We start from the raw sequence: 18,212 nt of genomic DNA, 5'->3' as shown, positions 1-18,212 counted from the left end.
ATAACGTAAATATAAATTTACATAAAAGTAAACTAATCAATACGATAAATACTAACAGGATCAGCTAACTGAGAAAAGGCTAAAGCGGAAATTTTACTAATGAGGAATTGAGAATTGAGAATTAAGAATTGAGAATTGAGAATTGAGAAAATAATATTCTAAAACCAAAACGGGTTGCAACCCGAAGGATGCAACCCGTTTTTTTGCGTTGATAAACAGCGCGTATTAGTTAAGCTTTTCTCTAATACGTGCAGATTTACCAGAACGCTCACGTAGATAGTAAAGCTTAGCACGGCGAACTGCACCGCGACGCTTAACTGTTACGCTATCAATAAGAGGGCTGTGCGTTTGGAATACACGCTCAACGCCTTCACCGTTCGAGATTTTACGAACTGTGAATGCTGAGTGAAGACCACGATTACGCTTAGCGATTACAACACCTTCAAAGGCCTGTAGACGCTCTTTAGCACCTTCTTTTACTTTTACCTGTACAACCACTGTATCACCAGGGCCAAATGCAGGTACGTCTGTTTTAAGCTGCTCATCTTCAAGCGCTTTAATAATATTTTGGTTTACTTTTGCCATTATGTTTCTCACTTTCCTAGGTGTAACTGTCTTCTAGCCACAAGCTTTTTGGTACTCTTGCTGAAATTTCGCGAGTAATACCGCTTGCTCCTCAGTCAGAGCTAGGTTATGCAACAAGTCAGGACGTCGTAACCAAGTTCTGCCTAATGACTGCATAAGCCGCCATTTTGCTATCTCTTGGTGGTTACCACTGAGTAATACAGCAGGAACCTGTTTGTCATCCAATGTTTCTGGTCGTGTATAGTGTGGACAATCTAACAAGCCATCTGAAAACGAATCTTGTTCTGCTGACTGATTATGACCTAACACACCTGGCACTAATCGCGCTACTGCGTCAATTAATGTCATGGCAGGTAGTTCACCACCACTCAAAATAAAATCACCAATTGACCATTCTTCGTCAACATATGATTCTATTATTCTCTCATCTATACCTTCATAGCGACCGGCAATCAAAATCAGTTTTTTAGAGTTAGCGAGTTCGCTAGCACCTTGCTGATCAAGTTTGCGCCCTTGCGGGGACATATAAATTACTTTAGCACCATCACCAGCTGCTTTTTTAGCTTCGGCAATCGCTTTTTTTAATGGCTCAACCATCATTAACATACCAGGTCCGCCCCCGTAAGGACGGTCATCTACGGTTCTATGCTTATCTAAAGCGTAGTCTCGCGGATTCCAGCAGTTAAAATCAATTAAGCCATTTTTTACTGCGCGACCGGTAACACCTTGGTCTGTAATAGCGTCAAACATGTCTGGAAAAAGGCTTATCACCCCTACCCATAATGAACTAGTTTGCGTCATTAAAAACCAGGATCCCAGTCTACGGTAATTTCTCTTGCGTCGTATTTAACTTCTTTAATAACTGAATCAGTTAAAAAAGGAATCAAACGCTCAGCTTGACCAAATGCGTCTTTACTGTTTGCTTTAACAACCAGTACGTCATTTGATCCTGTCTCCATCAGGTCATCAACAATGCCTAAGCTATAACCTTTATCGGTTACAACAGACATGCCAATGAGATCTCGCCAATAGAACTCACCTTGCGGGAGTTCTGGTAAATGCGCTGCATCCATTGAGATTTCAGCATGGGTATAAGCCATTGCTTCGTCTCGGTCGTTTACCTGCGCAAATTTAGCGATAAAGCCTTTGTTGTGGCGACGCCAGTCGACCACTTCTAAGGACTGCCATTTACCTTGCTGCCCTATCAACCACGGGCTGAAATCGAAGATCCCTACGGGATCATCAGTAAATGAATGTACCTTAAGCCAGCCCTTTATACCATATGGGGCACCGAGCTTTCCTACGACAATTATTGATGAGGTGTTCTCTTGACTCATGGTTACACTTACGCCTATTAAGCCGCTTTACGAGCGTCTTTTACTAACTTAGCTACGCGATCTGAAAGAGATGCGCCCTGACCTACCCAGTGTTCAACACGTGGTAAATCTAAACGAATTTTTTCTTCTTGACCTGAAGCAATTGGGTTAAAAAAGCCTACTTTCTCGATGAAGCGACCGTCACGCGAGAAACGGCTATCCGCAACCACAATTTGATAGAAAGGGCGTTTTTTAGCGCCACCACGTTGCAAACGAATAGTTACCATACCGTCCTCTATAAAGATTGACTGTTTTCATTAATAAGATTTACTCCCCAGAATGGGGAGCTGGGGAATTGTACGAGTTTTTGGCAATAACGCAAGTAAGAAGTGAACCAAAAAGGCAGTTTAGTAGGTTAAACCGTGATCTCAACGACAAATAAGAGTTAAAGGTGTATTACATGCATAATTTATTCAACAAAAAAGGAGCTATTTGCTCCTTTAAATATGATTCGCTATTATTTTAAAAAGTAACTTAATGGTACTTTTTAAAATTTAGGACCGCCGCCGCCCATCATTCCAGGTGGTAACATGCCTTTCATACCGCGCATCATTTTAGTCATGCCGCCTTTACCTTTCATTTTTTTCATCATTTTTTGCATTTGCGTAAACTGCTTAAGCAACTTATTAATCTCTTGTACTTGTGTACCAGAGCCAGCTGCTATGCGTTTTTTACGCGAACCTTTAATGATTTCTGGGCGTGCACGCTCTTTTTTAGTCATAGAGCTAATAATAGCTTCCATTTGGATAAATGTTTTATCACCCATTTGACCTTTAACAGCATCTGGTAAGTTAGACATACCAGGGAGCTTATCAAGCATTGACATCATGCCACCCATGCTTTTCATTTGCTTTAATTGGTCAGCAAAATCATCAAGAGTAAAACCTGCGCCTTTAAATACTTTTTCAGCAACTCTAGCAGCTTGCTCTTTATCTACTTTCATCTCGACTTCTTCGATTAATGAAAGTACGTCACCCATACCTAAAATACGCGACGCTATACGGTCTGGGTGGAAAGGTTCAAGTGCGTCAGTGCGCTCACCCACACCCATAAACTTAATAGGCTTGCCAGTGATGTGACGAATAGATAAAGCAGCACCACCACGCGCATCACCATCGGTTTTTGTTAATATAACACCGGTAAGTGGTAATGCTTCGTCGAATGCTTTAGCTGTATTCGCCGCATCTTGACCTGTCATTGCATCAACAACGAACAAGGTTTCAATTGGATTGATTGCTTTATGAAGATCTTTAATTTCATCCATCATGTTGCTATCAACATGTAGACGACCTGCAGTATCAACAAGTACTACATCTATAAATTTCTTTTTAGCATGAGAAATTGCAGCGGTTGCAATATCAACTGGCTTTTGCGAAATATCACTTGGGAAGAAATCAACATCAACTTCTGCTGCAAGCGTTTCTAGCTGTTTAATCGCCGCAGGGCGATAAACATCGGCACTTACTACAAGTACTGATTTCTTTTTTCGCTCTTTTAAAAACTTAGCAAGCTTAGCTACACTGGTGGTTTTACCCGCACCTTGTAGACCCGCTACCATTACAACGGCTGGCGGTTGCGCATTTAGACTTAGCTCTTCATTAGCCTCGCCCATTGCTTTTTCTAGTTCTTCACGCACTATTTTTATAAATACTTGGCCTGGGCTTAAGCTTTTTGTAACTTCAACCCCAACTGCACGTTCTTTAACTTGTTTTACAAAGTCGCGAACAACAGGCAATGCCACATCGGCTTCTAAAAATGCCATACGCACTTCGCGAAGTGTGTCTTTTATGTTGTCTTCCGTCAGACGGCCACGGCCACTGATATTTTTTAAGGTTTTACCTAATCGTTCTTGGAGGTTCTCAAACATGTAACGGTTCCGATAAGACGTTTATATCAATCCATTTAAATTTTACGATTAATTTGATTTTTCAATTAACCTAGATTGACTTATTAAGTTTCAATTAAAAGTAGTATACCGTATATGGCGTCTTACAATATAGTGTTCAAGTGCACCTTGATGAGTTTCTTTTTTTAAGGTCTATGCATTTGCTTTGCTATAAAATACAATGGCTATATAACAACAAGGATTATTTTGTCTCAAATTAAGTGGCCCAAGCACAATGCTGATTATTAGTTTAACTATTATTGCCAGTTTATTTTATGTGTTAGCAACGTCTCACGTGCTTTCACGCCTGTTTCATCAACAAGGCCCAAGCCAAAAAGTAACCGTTATTTTAAGCACGGTTGCTATAGTGGCGCACATGCTGCTGTTAGTTAACTCTGTTTTTAGAGCCGACGGTCAAGATTTAAGTATCGTAAACGTCGCTCTTTTGACGTGCTGGGTGATTGTGGTCTCGGTGACGACTGTCTCGCTAAAATTCCCTGCAACTTTATTGTTGCCCGTTGTTTATGGTTTTGGTGCCTTACTAACCATTGCCAGTTTATTTATACCTCATCATATTTTATTGCAAAGTATTAATATTGAGGTGGGTTTAGTAACGCACATCTCTTTATCTTTGTTAGCCTACTGTATTTTAATTATCGCCACTTTATATGGTGTACAGTTTTACTTTATTGATAAACGTTTAAAACGTAAAGATTTAGCAATTGTGCATAGCCATCTTCCGCCTTTAATGGTTGTGGAGCGCCAGCTTTACCAACTTCTTAATTTAGGCACTATATTACTCACATTTGCATTACTTTCAGGGTTTGTATTTCTTGATGGAATGTTCGCTAAAGAGTTCATTCATAAAACAATATTATCGTTAGTTGCGTGGGCTATTTTTGCCGTTGTAGCTATCGGGCATATGAAAAAGGGTTGGCGCGGTAAACCGGTGGTTATTACAATCATGGTCGCTGCATTTGTCCTCACACTCGCTTATTTTGGCAGCCGTTTCATACAAGAAGTGATACTAAATAAGTTTTAACTTGACTCTGCTTGCTCACTCTAGCTTAATACGCATTGATTTATAAGAAAAGGATCCATCGTTGGACGACATATCGACAAGTACCCTATTTATCATTTTAGGTTTTTTGGTGCTTTTTTCTGCTTATTTTTCTGGTTCAGAAACCGGAATTATGTCAATCAATCGTATACGCCTGCGACACCTTGCTAAAGAGGATCATCGTGCAGCTAAACGAGTCAGTAAATTACTTAGCCGTCCAGATAGGCTCATCGGTTTAATCTTAATCGGTAATAACCTTGTTAATATTGCAGCAGCCCAAGTTGCAACCATTATAGGTATTCGCCTTTACGGTGACCTCGGTATTGCAATAGCTACAGGTGTGTTAACTTTAGTCGTGCTTATATTTGCTGAAGTAACCCCTAAAACCCTTGCTGCTCTTTATCCTGAAAAAGTTGCCTTTCCAAGCTCTATTATTTTAAAAGGGCTACTTAAAATAATGTTCCCTTTTGTGGTTGTTATTAACTGGATGACCAACGGAATATTGCGATTATTTGGTATTAGTGCCGCACAAATCGACGAACACAGCATGAGTAAAGAAGAATTAAAAACAGTACTCAATGAGTCAGGCGCACTTATTCCTGCTCGTCACCAAAGTATGTTGACCTCAATTTTAGATTTAGAACAAGTAACCGTTGAAGATATTATGATCCCACGAAACGAAATTGTGGCCATTGATATTAATGACGACTGGAAACTAATTAGCCGCCAACTTACCCATGCACAACACACTCGCGTGTTGTTGTATCGCGATAACATAGATGATGCAGTAGGTTTTATTCACTCTCGTGATGCGCTTCGTCTACTTACAAAAGAGCAATTTGATAAACCCTCTTTGCTACGAGCTGTACGTGAGATTTACTTTATCCCTGAAGGAACATCACTAAATACTCAGCTGTTAAAGTTTCAGCAATCTAAAGAGCGCATAGGCTTAGTGGTAGATGAGTATGGCGACATCCAAGGCCTAGTGACCCTAGAAGATATTTTAGAAGAAGTTGTTGGCGATTTCACAACTACGCAAACTCGTACGCCGAGCGAAGAAGTAGAAACACAAACTGATGGCTCATGTATTGTGGATGGCGGCGCTAACGTACGCGATTTAAATAAAGAAATGGGTTGGGATTTCCCGCTCGATGGACCTAAAACTTTGAGTGGTTTAATTGTTGAATACTTGGAGAATATTCCTGATGCAAATATTAGTTTGCGTATCGCGGGATATCCTATTGAAGTACTCGAAGTTAAAGAAAATATGATAAAACAAGTGAAGATACTGCCGAATAAGCGTTCTCGCTAAATAAAAAAGGAGCCAATTGGCTCCTTTTTTATATCCATTAATAACTATCTAGCCAAATATAAGACGTTCAAACCAACCTTTATCAAGCTCTTCTTCGCAGTGTTTTAATTGCGCACCATAACGGCTTGCTCTGTGCTTAACTTTGTTCGCAACACCTATTAGCCACTTTTTCTTTTTGTACGTGCCACGCTTATACCCACCCCAACCTTCATGATAATTAAGGTATTGTGCGTAAGCATCCCATTTAGATATTTTATTTACTTTATGCGTTTTATAAACAAACCACGCCATAAAGTCGATTGCATCGTCAAAGTCGTCTCTATCAGCACCGTTGTTGCCTGTTTCACGAATATAATCAGACCATGTTGGTGTTTTAGCTTGCGAGTAACCATAGGCATCACTTGCGCGACCGGTAGGAATTATCCATAAGAAGTACTCCATAGGCGGAGCGGCATCATGCTTAAATGAGCTTTCTTGGTACATCATACTCATGAGTACATGCTTGGGAGAACCCCATTTTTCTTGTGCATCTTTTGCGTCGAAATACCAATCTGGCTTTTCTTCAAAGATTTTACATAAATCGTTAGGTTGCTTTGGAGGTGCTGTAGCACAACCGGCTAAAGTAATGGCGAGAGATAGGATAATTGCATTTTTTTTCATTTTTCTAAGATCTCACAGAACTTTTTTATAAAGTGTGGGTCTGACTCAATGAATGCAGCAGTACAGCATTAATTCATCCCTGAATATATTTACGCAGCCAACTTAGGCTGCGTTTTTTTTGCTTAAATTTTGCTAAATACCAAGGTTATTTACCGTCAAAATACGCATCTAAAAACGCGGTAAATGACTGGGTATCTGCTTGCTCAATTGCAGCTTGTGCTTCGTTAGACTCTACAACTTGTTGTTCCAGCCAAGGCTTTAAAAACTCGCTGTAGTCAGTATCTGCGTGACTTTGCTTATATTTACTAGCCAATGCTAGTGCAAAGTGACCGTTGTCTAAACCAGACTCTTTTAATTGTGACACGTAACGTCCAGAGTAAGTAAGCTCTGGATTATGTATCCACGTTGCCATGCGCTTTATAGTATCTGAGTAATAGTTAACACCATAAGCATTATCCATCCATTTAGCGACATCTGTAAGCTGGGTAAATATTTCATCGCCCCACGACTGAAGGCTACGCTGTGTGTTATTAAAGTTAAGCATTAGCCCTTCTTCTCGACCTTGGTTTACTACTGTGTCGAGATTTTCAGTACTACGTGCTTGTTCTTTCCAATCCATTGGAGCTGAATCTTTTAATAAACAATACGTTAAAAACACATCTAAAAAGTGAATTTGCTCAATATCAATACCAACTTCGCTAAACGGGTTAACGTCTAATGCGCGAATTTCTACGTATTCAATGCCTGCTCGAAGCAATGCATCCGTTGGCGTTTCGCCACTTTTCGCATTGCGCTTAGGACGAATTGGCGAGTAAAATTCGTTTTCAATCTGCAGAATATTTTTATTTAACTGCTTAGGGTTTTTACTCTTATAGTCATCAAGATCACCATAAATTTCTGATGGTGTGTTGATTGCTTTTTTAAGGCCCGCTACATATTCATCTAACGAGTTATACATTACGCGTAGTGACGACTGAGCGCTATTTGTATAACCTAAATTACCTAAACGCAGTGCTGTACCAACTTCTAAGTAAAGCGTGCCTTTACCTAGTTTTTTAAATGGTAAGTCAGTTTTTCGACCTTGCAAAAATGAGTTACACAATGCTGGCGATGCGCCAAACATGTAACTTATTAGCCATAGTTCGCGTTTAAAGTTACGAATAAGGGATAAGTAGCCTTCTGAAATAAAATCTTGAAGGCTTGCATTGCTTTTTTGTAAAGAATGAAGTGACTGCCAAAGCGTATCTGGGAATGAAATATTAAAGTGAACACCTGCAATTGCTTGCATCATACTACCGTAGCGATTTTTTAATCCTTCACGGTATAGTGTTTTCATTTGACCAGTATTTGAACTACCAAACTGAGCTAGCACTATATCGTCTTGGTGCTCAATAAAACACGGCATGCTAATGGGCCAAAGTAGTTCATCGCCCATTTTTTCTAGAGTGAACTTTTGAAGGTCTTTTAATTGCTTAAGCGTTTGCGTTGACGATTCACTAACTGGAGTAATAAATTCAAGTAAAGACTCAGAAAAATCAGTTGTGATATGGCCGTTAGTTAACGCACTGCCCACACCTTTGGGGTGACCTTGAGGTGATATTGCACCATTATCTTGTATTCTTAGCGACTCTCGCTCTATGCCACGTTTAATGCCTTTAACTGCATGTTGGTGCTCATTTACTGATAACGCTTCAAGTGCGTTAGCTAAATCATGTGTTGTCAAAAAATCTTTCCTCGGGCCACGTGGCTTAATCATAAGGTTATGGGGGCTAATTACTTAGACTCAAGATTAATACCAATTTTATTGAAAATATGATCATTCTATCGCATTAAATAGCGCACTCACTGCGTTAAAAATTATTCATATAGAACAAATATATGTCATAATTTTCGCCTTGTTATTGTGCTATTTTCTTAGCGCTATAATTGATCACTTATTTAATGCAACTGGTATAAATTGCTAGAACAATATAATTTTTCTAAGTTAATAATTATTTACCCACTCTATACATGCGCTCAATATGACCAACATCATTATATTAAGTCGTAATATTGCCATTGCTCTGGGCATTATACAAATGCTTTAAATGCGTATTTAAGTATAAATTAAATACGCAAAATATAAGCCTAAAATAATAGACCGGAACTTATTTAAAATGAGTTCAACTTAGCTACTCGATATTTAAATTTGATCTAGATCAATAAAAACAATTATTTGCCTTATGAGCATAAAAGGAAAGACGCTATTTTTTGCTTTGTAGTGTGTAACCAATATAATGACAGCAACAATAAAGGATGATAATAAACATAATGCACAATGATAAAAGCTTAAAAAATGAAGAAGTATACTTTGATGAGTCACAAGAGCTTGTTTCTACTACCGACCTCAAAGGTGTAATAACATACGTCAATCAAGAGTTTTGCTCTGTAGCAGGTTATAGCGCACAAGAGCTTATCGGTCAGCATCATAATATTGTTCGTCACCCTGATATGCCAAAAGCGGCCTTTAAAGAAATGTGGGCAACATTAAAACAAGAACACTCGTGGCGCGGTATGGTTAAAAACCGTTGTAAAGATGGCCGTTATTATTGGGTAGATGCCTTTGTAACCCCTATTTTTGAGCATAGCCGACTTGTTGGTTATCAATCAGTAAGAACTAAAGCAAGCTCTCAACTTAAGCAACGTGCACACGCTCTTTACAACAAAATAAATGCCAATAAGTCATCATTTAAACTACGAGAACACACCACAATAAGACAAGGCATTACTTTTATATGCCTATTACTTTGGCTGATTTTTATTGCTGTTACGGGATCAATCTCTTTAGCTGTAATTAGCCTATTGATGTGCGCCTTAGCTATTGCGCTAAATTATGACGAACTGATTGTTACCCCTAAAATATTACGCGAACAAAAAGCAAAAGCCGATTCAATATCTCGCTATATTTACAGCGGCCACACACCGCATAGCGTAAGTGATTATAGAGAGCAAATGCTAAACGCAAAATTGCGCACAGTTCTTGGCCGTATGAAAGACTCTACATTAAGCTTTAATGGCATTGCGACTGATCTAGATAAACAATCAGCACTTACTGAAAAAGGCATTTCTTCGCAAGGTGAGCGTTTAGAACAAATTGCATCAGCGATGACTCAAATGAGTTCTACCATTGGTGAAATATCAGTAAATACTGCTCAAACAGCTGATAAAGTGAATAATACCCATCAAAGTTGCTCTGAAATAAAAGACCATATTGCAGATAATAGTAAAATGGTATCTGATTTAGCTTTTCAAGTAGAAAAGGCTGCAACCACAGCCACCAGCTTAGCCTCTGAAGCAGATAAGATTGGTAAAGTAATGAGTGAAATAGAAGGAATTGCCGATCAAACTAACTTACTTGCCCTTAATGCAGCGATTGAAGCAGCTAGAGCGGGAGAGCATGGTCGAGGCTTTGCTGTAGTAGCCGACGAGGTAAGGACCCTTTCGTCACGTACTCAAAATGCTACAACACAAATCCACAGTTCTATTAAAGAAATACAAGATACTTTATTTAGCTGGTCTAAAGTAATGCAAAGCACTAAAGCACAAGCCGATAATTGTGTGCTGACAACCGATAAAACTCAAGTTGAATTAGAGGGGATTTTTATCCAAATCAGTGAAATATCTCATTTAGCAATACAAATATCATCTGCTGCAGAAGAGCAACAAATGGTTAGTAATGACATTAGTAATAATGTTTCGCAAATTAAAGACTTTGGAGATAACAACTTAAGCTTAAGCTTTAATGTGGCAAAAGGAGCAGCTGAACTTGTTGAAGGTTCACGTAGGGTGAACGATTTATTACTAACTTTTAAAGTTTAACAAACATAAAAAAGCCGCTATTTTAGCGGCTTTTGAGTTTAATTATTTACAATTAACGCTTGGAAAATACCAGAGAGTCGTCATTTGCATCAATAACGATCACGCAACCTGGTAAGTAGTCTCCATTGAGTAACTTTTGTGCCAGCGGGTTTTCAATCGTTTGTTGAATAGCACGCTTAAGCGGACGTGCACCGTACACAGGATCAAACCCACTTTCTGCAATTCGCTCAAGAGCAGCATCGCTTATTTCAAGCAGATATCCCATCTCAGTTAAACGCTCACGTAATTTCATTAACTGAATATCAGCTATTTCTTTTATATGCTCATTTGCTAACGGGTGGAACACGACAGTCTCGTCGATACGGTTAATAAATTCAGGCCTAAACTCATTAATTAATACTTCCATTACTTTAGCTTTAAGGGTCGTATAGTCATTATTACCCGCTTGCTCTTGGATAATATCTGAGCCTAAATTTGAGGTCATGATAATAACAGTATTTTTAAAATCAACGGTTCTACCCTGCCCGTCAGTTAATCGGCCATCATCTAATACTTGCAGTAAAATATTAAACACATCCGGATGTGCCTTTTCTATTTCATCAAGCAATATCACTGAGTAAGGTTTACGACGAACAGCTTCTGTTAAATAACCGCCCTCTTCGTAACCCACGTAACCTGGAGGAGCCCCTACTAGACGTGCAACTGAATGTTTTTCCATAAACTCAGACATGTCGATACGCACCATGGCATCTTCGGTATCAAACATAAAACCAGCCAGTGCTTTTGTCAGCTCGGTTTTACCCACACCAGTTGGACCTAAAAATAAGAAAGAACCAATAGGACGATTAGGATCTGCAAGCCCGGCACGTGAGCGTCGTATTGCGTTAGAAACAGCAACAACCGCTTCATCTTGCCCTATTACTTTACTGTGTAACTTATCTTCCATTTGCAGCAGCTTTTCACGCTCACCTTGTAGCATTCTTGCAACAGGAATTCCTGTCCAGCGAGACAGTATTTCAGCAATTTCATCCTCACCTACTTGGTTTTTAAGCAGGGTCATTTCTTGCATTTCGGCTTGTGAGGCTAAATCAAGTTTTCGTTCAAGTTCTGGAATTCGCCCATATTGCAGCTCTGACATACGCTGTAAATCACTTGCTCTTCGCGCTACATCTAAATCTAATCTTGCTTGTTCAAGCTCGGCTTTAATTACTTGCGTGCCTTGAAGTGATGCTTTTTCAGCATTCCATATCTCGTCTAGCTCACGATATTGCCCATCAAGGTCAGTGATCAACTCTTGCATTTCAGCTCGGCGTTTTTGACTTGCTTCGTCTTTTTCTTTCGCTAGTGCGTTATCTTCAAGTTTTAATTGAATAATACGACGTTCGAGTTTATCTAATGACTCTGGTTTTGAATCAATTTGTAATCGAATTGAAGAACCCGCTTCATCTATTAAATCAATCGCTTTATCGGGTAACTGACGATCACTAATGTAACGATGAGATAACTGCGCCGCAGCAACAATCGCGGGGTCAGTAATTTCTACTGAATGATGTAACTCATATCGCTCTTTTAAGCCACGTAATATTGCAATGGTATCTTCAACAGATGGCTCTTCAATAAGTACCTTTTGGAATCGACGCTCAAGAGCTGCGTCTTTTTCTATATATTTACGGTATTCATCAAGCGTGGTTGCGCCAACACAGTGTAATTCGCCGCGTGCTAATGCTGGCTTTAACATATTGCCTGCATCCATGGCGCCGTCACTTTTTCCTGCACCTACAATAGTATGTATTTCATCAATAAATAAAATGACTTGGCCTTCTTCTTTAGCCAATTCGTTTAATACTGATTTTAAACGTTCTTCAAATTCGCCACGGTATTTAGCACCCGCAACTAACGCCCCTAAATCAAGTGATAGTACGCGTTTATTTTTTAATCCTTCAGGTACTTCACCATTAATAATACGCTGTGCTAACCCCTCAGCGATTGCTGTTTTACCAACACCTGGTTCACCGATTAATACAGGGTTATTTTTAGTGCGGCGTTGTAGCACCTGAATCGTGCGGCGAATTTCGTCATCGCGACCAATAACGGGGTCAAGCTTACCTTGCTCTGCTCGCTCGGTTAGATCAATCGTGAATTTTTCAAGCGCTTGACGTGTTTCTTCGGCATTTGGGTCATCAACTTTTTGACCGCCGCGAATCGCTTTAATTGCAGTTTCAATTTTAGTCGAGGTAATATTTAACGACCTAAATATATCGCCAAGTGGACCTTTATCATCACATGCCGCCAGTACAAATAATTCACTTGAAATATATTTGTCTTTGCGTTTTTGCGCGTACTTATCACATAGATTAATAAGTGATGCCATATTGTTTGATAGCTGGACGTCGCCACCTACACCTTCTACTTTAAATAATTTTTCTATTTCTTGTGAAAGCTTGGTGTTGAGTTCGTCAGCGCTGACACCCGTTTGTGCAAATAATGCTCGTACACTAGAGCCACTTTGCTTTAGCAATGAATACATTAAATGTACGGGTTCAATAAATTGATGATCGCGACCAAGGGCTAGCGATTGCGCATCAGAAAGCGCAGATTGAAATTTACTTGTAAATCTATCTAAACGCATGGTGTTACCTATTAAATAATCTAATTGCTTAATTAATGGGTATGTTTAGGTGTTTGTTCAAGGTGTAGGGGGAAATATAATGATTAAAGATGTGAATTACTTGCGCCAGATCAAACTAGCCATACGTCCAGTTTGTCCATCTCGTCGATAAGAAAAAAATAAGTCACTTTGAGAGACTGTGCAGTAGTCGCCACCCGTAATATTTTTAACGCCTTGCTGGGTAAGTAAAGTACGCGCAATACCATAGATATCAGCAAGATATTTACCATTAGCTTGTGGTGTAAATGCGTGAATAAATGAAGGGGACCTTTTTTGAAATAACTCAAACACTTCAGCCCCAACCTCAAATCGAGTTGGCCCAATTGCAGGCCCTAGCCACGCATTTATATTTTCATACTTTGAGCTAAAACATTCCAAAGTATTTTTAATAATTCCCTGCTCAAGCCCTCGCCAGCCGCCATGTATAGCTGCAACTTCTTTTTCATCATCACTGACTAATAAAATAGGTAAACAATCGGCAGTCATTATAGCCAAAGGCTGATTTAATAACTGAGTATAAAGCGCATCAGCATCGTGTAACTCATCAAAATCAAAATGTTCATCAACAATAACAACATTAGAGCTATGAACTTGATTTAGCCACACGGCAGGTTTAGGTAGGAGATTTGTTAATAATGAGCGATTTTTTGATACATGATTTTGATTATCACCAACATGGAATCCCAAGTTAAAACTTTTAAATGGGATTTTTGAAACCCCACCTTCACAAGTAGTACTTAACGTTCCTACTTTATGAAGGTTTTGCCATGTCGCTGACAATAAGTGCATTATCTATCGATATCAGGATTAGCTTTAGTATCTTCACGTAATGCGAGTGTCATAGCAACCATATCGTCTGGGATAGGTGCTTGCCATGTCATCATTTCACCCGTGATTGGGTGCGCAATACTCAATTTTACAGCATGTAGTGCTTGGCGTCTAAAGCTACGAAGTAACTCAAATAACTCAGGTGTTGCACCTTTAGGTGGACGCGGACGGCCGCCATAAGATTGATCGCCAATTAGCGGGTGATTTAAATGTGCCATATGCACACGAATCTGGTGAGTACGACCTGTTTCTAAGCGCAGACGTAAACGAGTATGAGCACGGAATTTCTCAGCAACACGGTAATGTGTAATTGCCGGTTTACCCAGTTCATGTACTGCCATATGCGTACGCTGAGTCGGATGGCGGCCAATTGCTTTTTCAACCATACCACCTGCGGTCATAGTACCATTACACAGTGCTTCATATTCACGCGTAAAGTTTTCACGCTTTTGCAGCGCTGTCACTAAATGCGTTTGTGCTGGAATCGTTTTAGCTACAACCATTAAACCGGTCGTGTCTTTATCTAAACGATGCACAATACCCGCGCGTGGTACGTTAATTATTTCAGGGTAGTAATGTAGTAATGCGTTTAGCACTGTTCCATTAGGATTACCCGCACCAGGGTGAACCACTAGGCCCATTGGTTTATTAATTACCAAAATATCATCGTCTTCATAAACAATGTTTAATTTGATATCTTGTGCTTCGTATTCGCGTGGTGCTTCAATTGTTGTTTCAACACTTACAACTTCACCACCTAGTAGCTTTTCGCGTGGAGTGTTGAAAATTTCACCGTCTACGGTGATTTTATCATCCAATATCCACGTTTTTATACGAGAACGTGAATAATCAGGGAACAATTGTGCTAATACTTGGTCTAGACGTTTACCACCTAATTCGGTTGGAACGTCGGCTTGAAGAGAAATTTGCTCTGACATTAGTAACTTTACCCAATTTACCAGTGCAAGCTTTGCTCGACTGGGTTAGAATCGCTTTTAATAAAAGCATAATATAATACGCATAGTTTACTCGGTTTTACCGACTTGGCCTAGCCGAAGACATCGAAGGTAACAAATAAAATGATAAATAAAATAGGGAAACGTGCATTTGCCATTGTTTTTTCAGTTTCTGTACTTAGTTTAGGCGCTTGTTCGTCTGCTCCAGACCAAGAAGACATTCAACGTGTACCGAATAAGTCTGCACACGCTTTATATGAAGACGCAAAAGAAACACTAGATTCTGGTTTATATGCTCGCGCAATTGAACTTTTGAGTGCAATAGATTCTCGCTACCCGTTTGGCCCATTCTCTAAACAAGTACAAATGGACTTAGTGTATGCACATTACCAATCAGGTAATACTGAACAAGCACTTGCAACCATTGACCGCTTTATCCGCTTAAATCCAAACCATAAAGACCTAGATTACATGTATTACATGCGTGGTTTAGTAAACATTAAAGCAGATAAAAATGCGTTCCAAGAGTACTTTGGTGTAGATAGAGCTGATAGAGATGCTAACCGTACACGTGTTGCATTTACCGATTTATCGACACTAGTAAAACGCTTTCCGAAAAGTGATTACGCGCCTGAAGCTAAGCGTCGTTTAGTATGGCTTTTAAATCGTATGGCACGTTATGAATTAAAAGTAGCCACTTACTATTATGAGCGTGAAGCTTATTTAGCTGCTGCTAATAGAGGTAAGTTTGTTGTTGAACACTACTCACAAAGCAGTTACTTGGATCCCGCGCTTGAAATGATGGAAAAAAGTTACGACCAATTAGGTTTAACTGAGCTTAGTGAGCACGCAAAGCAAACACGAAGACTAAATAAAAGAACTAAATAAACAAAAAGGCGCTTAGTAAGCGCCTTTTTACTGCGTAGAAGAAAATCTTAAATCGCTTCTTCATCTTCCTCAGCAGTACGAATACGTATTACACGCTCAACATCAGTGACAAATATTTTACCGTCACCGATTTTTCCTGTTTGTGCCGTTTTTACAATAACTTCAATTGCACGGTCTACATCTTCATCAGTCAATACAATATCAAGTTTTACTTTAGGTAAAAAATCAACCATATACTCTGCGCCACGATATAACTCAGTGTGACCTTTTTGACGTCCAAAGCCTTTAACTTCGCTTACCGTCATACCTGTAATACCTACATCCGACAACGCTTCACGCACATCGTCTAACTTAAAAGGTTTGATAATTGCTTCTATTTTTTTCATATTAATTACTTTTGAAAGCTCCAGTTGCCTCGATTTTAGACAATCATGATGTTCATAGCAAACAAAGCGATTGAATTACGGTGATAAAACAACCGATCATGGTATAATTTATTGTATAAAAATAGCTATACTTAAATGACTAGCAGTAAATGAGATTAATATGAAAAACAAACAAAACGGATTCACTCTTTTAGAACTCATGGTAACCGTTGCTATCGTTGGGATCATTGCATCTATTGCGATTTGGAATAGCAGCGATATGCTAGAAGAAAATAGAGCTGAGAATTTTTTGTTGGAGTTAAAAAGAAATATTAGCTATGCACGCTCTCAAGCAGCAAGTACAGATGAAATAGTCGTTATATGTGCCGCGCAGCACGGTGAAGTAAAAAATCAAAATGACACAATGCAATGTCGTAATCGATGGGACAGAAATAAAATTATCATTGTATTCATTGATGGTGATAATAGCGGTCAATACAACAGCTCTACAGACTCTTTACTACGAGTTATGGAAAAAATAAGCCTTAATGACAAAATAAAATATACTGGTAATGATAGGAGATTACGGTTTAATACCAGTGGTCGAATAACAACGAACCCCGGTGATTTTGTATTTTGTCCTAATAATGGCAGTGAAAATAATAAAGCTTTAACAGTATCTCAATCTGGTACTTCTTTTTATACCGGTGATACAGCTCAGACTTGCGGTTAAAAAACATACAAATTCATCTTGTCATATTTGTATCATTTACTAGACTGAGTTAATCATTTATTAACTCAGGTCTTCAAGGATGAGATTATCAATATCAAAAAACAAGGGAGTGACACTTCTTGAATTAATGGTTTCAATGGCTGTTGTCAGTGTAATCAGTCAATTATCGATGTGGTTTTATCCAGACTTCTTGGCTAAAAACCGATTAGATAACCATGTGAATCTACTACATCGAAATATAAATTATGGCCGCCTTTACGCAATTGAAAATGGTACTTACGTCACGCTTTGCGCACTAAAAGGCAGTCAATGTACAAAGGACGAGTGGGATGGTCAAATGTCACTATTTATCGATAAAGATAAATCAACGACTCTAGATGATGATGAGTTACTCTTAAGCACTTTCGAGGATGTCCATGATGCTGATACTTTAGAGTATCCGCGCAACGCCATTACATTTCGTCCAGATGGTTCTTTAAATGGTTTTCAAAATGGGACTTTTATATATTGCCCCAATAGCAATAAAGCCAATCTCGAAGGATTGGCTTTATCTGTAAGTCAAACGGGTAGAATTCGCATCAAATCAACTGATAAGTGTCAGAAGAAGTAATCTAGGCTATCGACCCCAACAATAATCAATATCAGAGTTACCTTTACTTCCTTTTGCACCTTTGAGGCCTGTGTCAGTAATTGTAAGCTCTTTACAATCGTTATCCCCCTTTACAGCACCGGCTATAGGCTTAGCTGTAATAGTGAAGGTATTGCTATCAACTACCTTTATGGATAGCTCAAAATGGCCATTTTCGGTTTTACTTTGCAATCCTAAATCAGTAAATGTCCCTGTATATTCCCTATTATCCACAAAATACTGCTCCTCCTTGTTTGCAGCATCTAACAATGCTGCAGCAGCTTCAGCGCGCGAAGCACGCTTTACATATTCAGTATAGTTAGGCAGCGCAATTGAAGCGAGTATGCCGACGATAGCAACGGCTATCATCAGCTCAATTAAGGTAAACCCGTGTTGTTTTTTCATCTAAT

18 protein-coding genes are annotated in these 18,212 nt (G+C 39.1%); 6 read left to right on the top strand and 12 right to left on the bottom strand.

From position 1 onward, the window contains the following. Positions 1-225: 225 nt before the first annotated feature. The 5 genes from rplS to ffh form a co-directional block, all read right to left on the bottom strand. A complete protein-coding gene (rplS, locus tag P20429_RS14875; protein WP_007581406.1) occupies positions 226-585 on the bottom strand; it encodes a 50S ribosomal protein L19 in 360 nt (119 codons plus the stop codon). 33 nt (positions 586-618) lie between these two features. Beyond that, positions 619-1,386 carry a tRNA (guanosine(37)-N1)-methyltransferase TrmD gene (gene trmD / locus P20429_RS14880; RefSeq protein ID WP_007581405.1) on the bottom strand — a complete coding sequence of 256 codons (768 nt, stop codon included), beginning with the start codon at positions 1,384-1,386 and terminating at the stop codon, positions 619-621. Beyond that, entirely contained in the window at positions 1,386-1,922 is a 537-nt protein-coding gene (gene rimM, locus P20429_RS19240; RefSeq protein ID WP_010554631.1) for a ribosome maturation factor RimM, read from the bottom strand. The genes trmD and rimM overlap by 1 nt, the downstream gene beginning before the upstream one ends. A gap of 17 nt (positions 1,923-1,939) precedes the next feature. Then, positions 1,940-2,188, bottom strand: coding sequence for a 30S ribosomal protein S16 (rpsP, locus tag P20429_RS14885; RefSeq protein WP_002962192.1), 249 nt, complete (start codon positions 2,186-2,188; stop codon positions 1,940-1,942). Positions 2,189-2,448: 260 nt separating this feature from the next. After that, positions 2,449-3,828: a signal recognition particle protein gene (gene ffh, locus P20429_RS14890; protein WP_007581399.1), complete on the bottom strand. Its 1,380-nt coding sequence runs from the start codon at positions 3,826-3,828 to the stop codon at positions 2,449-2,451. Between the two features lie 253 nt (positions 3,829-4,081). Between ffh and P20429_RS14895 the strand changes: the two genes are divergently transcribed. Beyond that, on the top strand, positions 4,082-4,888 hold the full coding sequence (locus tag P20429_RS14895; protein ID WP_007581398.1) for an inner membrane protein YpjD: 807 nt from the start codon (positions 4,082-4,084) through the stop codon (positions 4,886-4,888). Positions 4,889-4,949: 61 nt separating this feature from the next. Beyond that, positions 4,950-6,218, top strand: coding sequence for an HlyC/CorC family transporter (locus tag P20429_RS14900; RefSeq protein ID WP_007581396.1), 1,269 nt, complete (start codon positions 4,950-4,952; stop codon positions 6,216-6,218). A gap of 48 nt (positions 6,219-6,266) precedes the next feature. Here P20429_RS14900 and P20429_RS14905 read toward each other — a convergent pair whose 3' ends face one another. Continuing rightward, positions 6,267-6,878, bottom strand: a complete 612-nt coding sequence (locus P20429_RS14905; protein WP_007581394.1) for a transglycosylase SLT domain-containing protein — start codon at positions 6,876-6,878, stop codon at positions 6,267-6,269. A gap of 145 nt (positions 6,879-7,023) precedes the next feature. Further along, positions 7,024-8,601: a glutamate--cysteine ligase gene (gshA, locus tag P20429_RS14910; protein WP_007581392.1), complete on the bottom strand. Its 1,578-nt coding sequence runs from the start codon at positions 8,599-8,601 to the stop codon at positions 7,024-7,026. A gap of 587 nt (positions 8,602-9,188) precedes the next feature. Between gshA and P20429_RS14915 the strand changes: the two genes are divergently transcribed. After that, on the top strand, positions 9,189-10,736 hold the full coding sequence (locus tag P20429_RS14915; RefSeq protein WP_007581390.1) for a PAS domain-containing methyl-accepting chemotaxis protein: 1,548 nt from the start codon (positions 9,189-9,191) through the stop codon (positions 10,734-10,736). Positions 10,737-10,788: 52 nt separating this feature from the next. Here P20429_RS14915 and clpB read toward each other — a convergent pair whose 3' ends face one another. The 3 genes from clpB to rluD form a co-directional block, all read right to left on the bottom strand. Beyond that, entirely contained in the window at positions 10,789-13,365 is a 2,577-nt protein-coding gene (gene clpB, locus P20429_RS14920) for an ATP-dependent chaperone ClpB (RefSeq protein ID WP_007581388.1), read from the bottom strand. A gap of 96 nt (positions 13,366-13,461) precedes the next feature. Next, positions 13,462-14,193 (bottom strand): peptidoglycan editing factor PgeF, encoded by a 732-nt coding sequence (gene pgeF / locus P20429_RS14925; protein ID WP_007581386.1) that lies wholly within the window; start codon positions 14,191-14,193, stop codon positions 13,462-13,464. Next, a complete protein-coding gene (gene rluD, locus P20429_RS14930) occupies positions 14,193-15,170 on the bottom strand; it encodes a 23S rRNA pseudouridine(1911/1915/1917) synthase RluD (RefSeq protein ID WP_007581384.1) in 978 nt (325 codons plus the stop codon). The genes pgeF and rluD overlap by 1 nt, the downstream gene beginning before the upstream one ends. A gap of 141 nt (positions 15,171-15,311) precedes the next feature. Between rluD and P20429_RS14935 the strand changes: the two genes are divergently transcribed. After that, entirely contained in the window at positions 15,312-16,076 is a 765-nt protein-coding gene (locus tag P20429_RS14935) for an outer membrane protein assembly factor BamD (protein ID WP_007581382.1), read from the top strand. Positions 16,077-16,123: 47 nt separating this feature from the next. On the opposite strand, the gene glnB is transcribed toward P20429_RS14935, so the two are convergent. Further along, positions 16,124-16,462 carry a nitrogen regulatory protein P-II gene (gene glnB / locus P20429_RS14940; RefSeq protein WP_002962211.1) on the bottom strand — a complete coding sequence of 113 codons (339 nt, stop codon included), beginning with the start codon at positions 16,460-16,462 and terminating at the stop codon, positions 16,124-16,126. Positions 16,463-16,622: 160 nt separating this feature from the next. On the opposite strand from glnB, the gene P20429_RS14945 reads away from it, so the two are divergent. Then, the gene (locus P20429_RS14945) at positions 16,623-17,174 is read left to right on the top strand and encodes a GspH/FimT family pseudopilin (protein ID WP_007581379.1); all 552 of its coding nucleotides are present in this window, start codon (positions 16,623-16,625) and stop codon (positions 17,172-17,174) included. 79 nt (positions 17,175-17,253) lie between these two features. Beyond that, positions 17,254-17,784: a GspH/FimT family pseudopilin gene (locus tag P20429_RS19235; protein ID WP_033026393.1), complete on the top strand. Its 531-nt coding sequence runs from the start codon at positions 17,254-17,256 to the stop codon at positions 17,782-17,784. Positions 17,785-17,790: 6 nt separating this feature from the next. Here P20429_RS19235 and P20429_RS14950 read toward each other — a convergent pair whose 3' ends face one another. After that, entirely contained in the window at positions 17,791-18,207 is a 417-nt protein-coding gene (locus P20429_RS14950) for a type IV pilin protein (protein ID WP_007581378.1), read from the bottom strand. Between the last annotated feature and the right edge of the window lie 5 nt (positions 18,208-18,212).

It is taken from the genome of Pseudoalteromonas sp. BSi20429 (assembly GCF_000238895.1).
Classification (GTDB): Bacteria; Pseudomonadota; Gammaproteobacteria; order Enterobacterales; family Alteromonadaceae; genus Pseudoalteromonas; species Pseudoalteromonas arctica.
Note: the sequence above shows the minus strand (reverse complement) of the source record. Positions and strands in the feature narration are given on the sequence as shown.

Excerpts from the sequence above, each read along its gene's own strand:
- P20429_RS19235 (WP_033026393.1), top strand. The coding sequence starts at position 17,254 with ATGAGATTATCAATATCAAAAAACAAGGGAGTGACACTTCTTGAATTA.
- P20429_RS14935 (WP_007581382.1), top strand. The coding sequence starts at position 15,312 with ATGATAAATAAAATAGGGAAACGTGCATTTGCCATTGTTTTTTCAGTT.
- ffh (WP_007581399.1), bottom strand. The coding sequence starts at position 3,828 with ATGTTTGAGAACCTCCAAGAACGATTAGGTAAAACCTTAAAAAATATC.
- P20429_RS14950 (WP_007581378.1), bottom strand. The coding sequence starts at position 18,207 with ATGAAAAAACAACACGGGTTTACCTTAATTGAGCTGATGATAGCCGTT.
- rplS (WP_007581406.1), bottom strand. The coding sequence starts at position 585 with ATGGCAAAAGTAAACCAAAATATTATTAAAGCGCTTGAAGATGAGCAG.
- rluD (WP_007581384.1), bottom strand. The coding sequence starts at position 15,170 with ATGTCAGAGCAAATTTCTCTTCAAGCCGACGTTCCAACCGAATTAGGT.
- clpB (WP_007581388.1), bottom strand. The coding sequence starts at position 13,365 with ATGCGTTTAGATAGATTTACAAGTAAATTTCAATCTGCGCTTTCTGAT.
- rpsP (WP_002962192.1), bottom strand. The coding sequence starts at position 2,188 with ATGGTAACTATTCGTTTGCAACGTGGTGGCGCTAAAAAACGCCCTTTC.
- P20429_RS14915 (WP_007581390.1), top strand. The coding sequence starts at position 9,189 with ATGCACAATGATAAAAGCTTAAAAAATGAAGAAGTATACTTTGATGAG.
- rimM (WP_010554631.1), bottom strand. The coding sequence starts at position 1,922 with ATGAGTCAAGAGAACACCTCATCAATAATTGTCGTAGGAAAGCTCGGT.
- trmD (WP_007581405.1), bottom strand. The coding sequence starts at position 1,386 with ATGACGCAAACTAGTTCATTATGGGTAGGGGTGATAAGCCTTTTTCCA.
- glnB (WP_002962211.1), bottom strand. The coding sequence starts at position 16,462 with ATGAAAAAAATAGAAGCAATTATCAAACCTTTTAAGTTAGACGATGTG.
- pgeF (WP_007581386.1), bottom strand. The coding sequence starts at position 14,193 with ATGCACTTATTGTCAGCGACATGGCAAAACCTTCATAAAGTAGGAACG.
- P20429_RS14895 (WP_007581398.1), top strand. The coding sequence starts at position 4,082 with ATGCTGATTATTAGTTTAACTATTATTGCCAGTTTATTTTATGTGTTA.
- P20429_RS14905 (WP_007581394.1), bottom strand. The coding sequence starts at position 6,878 with ATGAAAAAAAATGCAATTATCCTATCTCTCGCCATTACTTTAGCCGGT.
- P20429_RS14945 (WP_007581379.1), top strand. The coding sequence starts at position 16,623 with ATGAAAAACAAACAAAACGGATTCACTCTTTTAGAACTCATGGTAACC.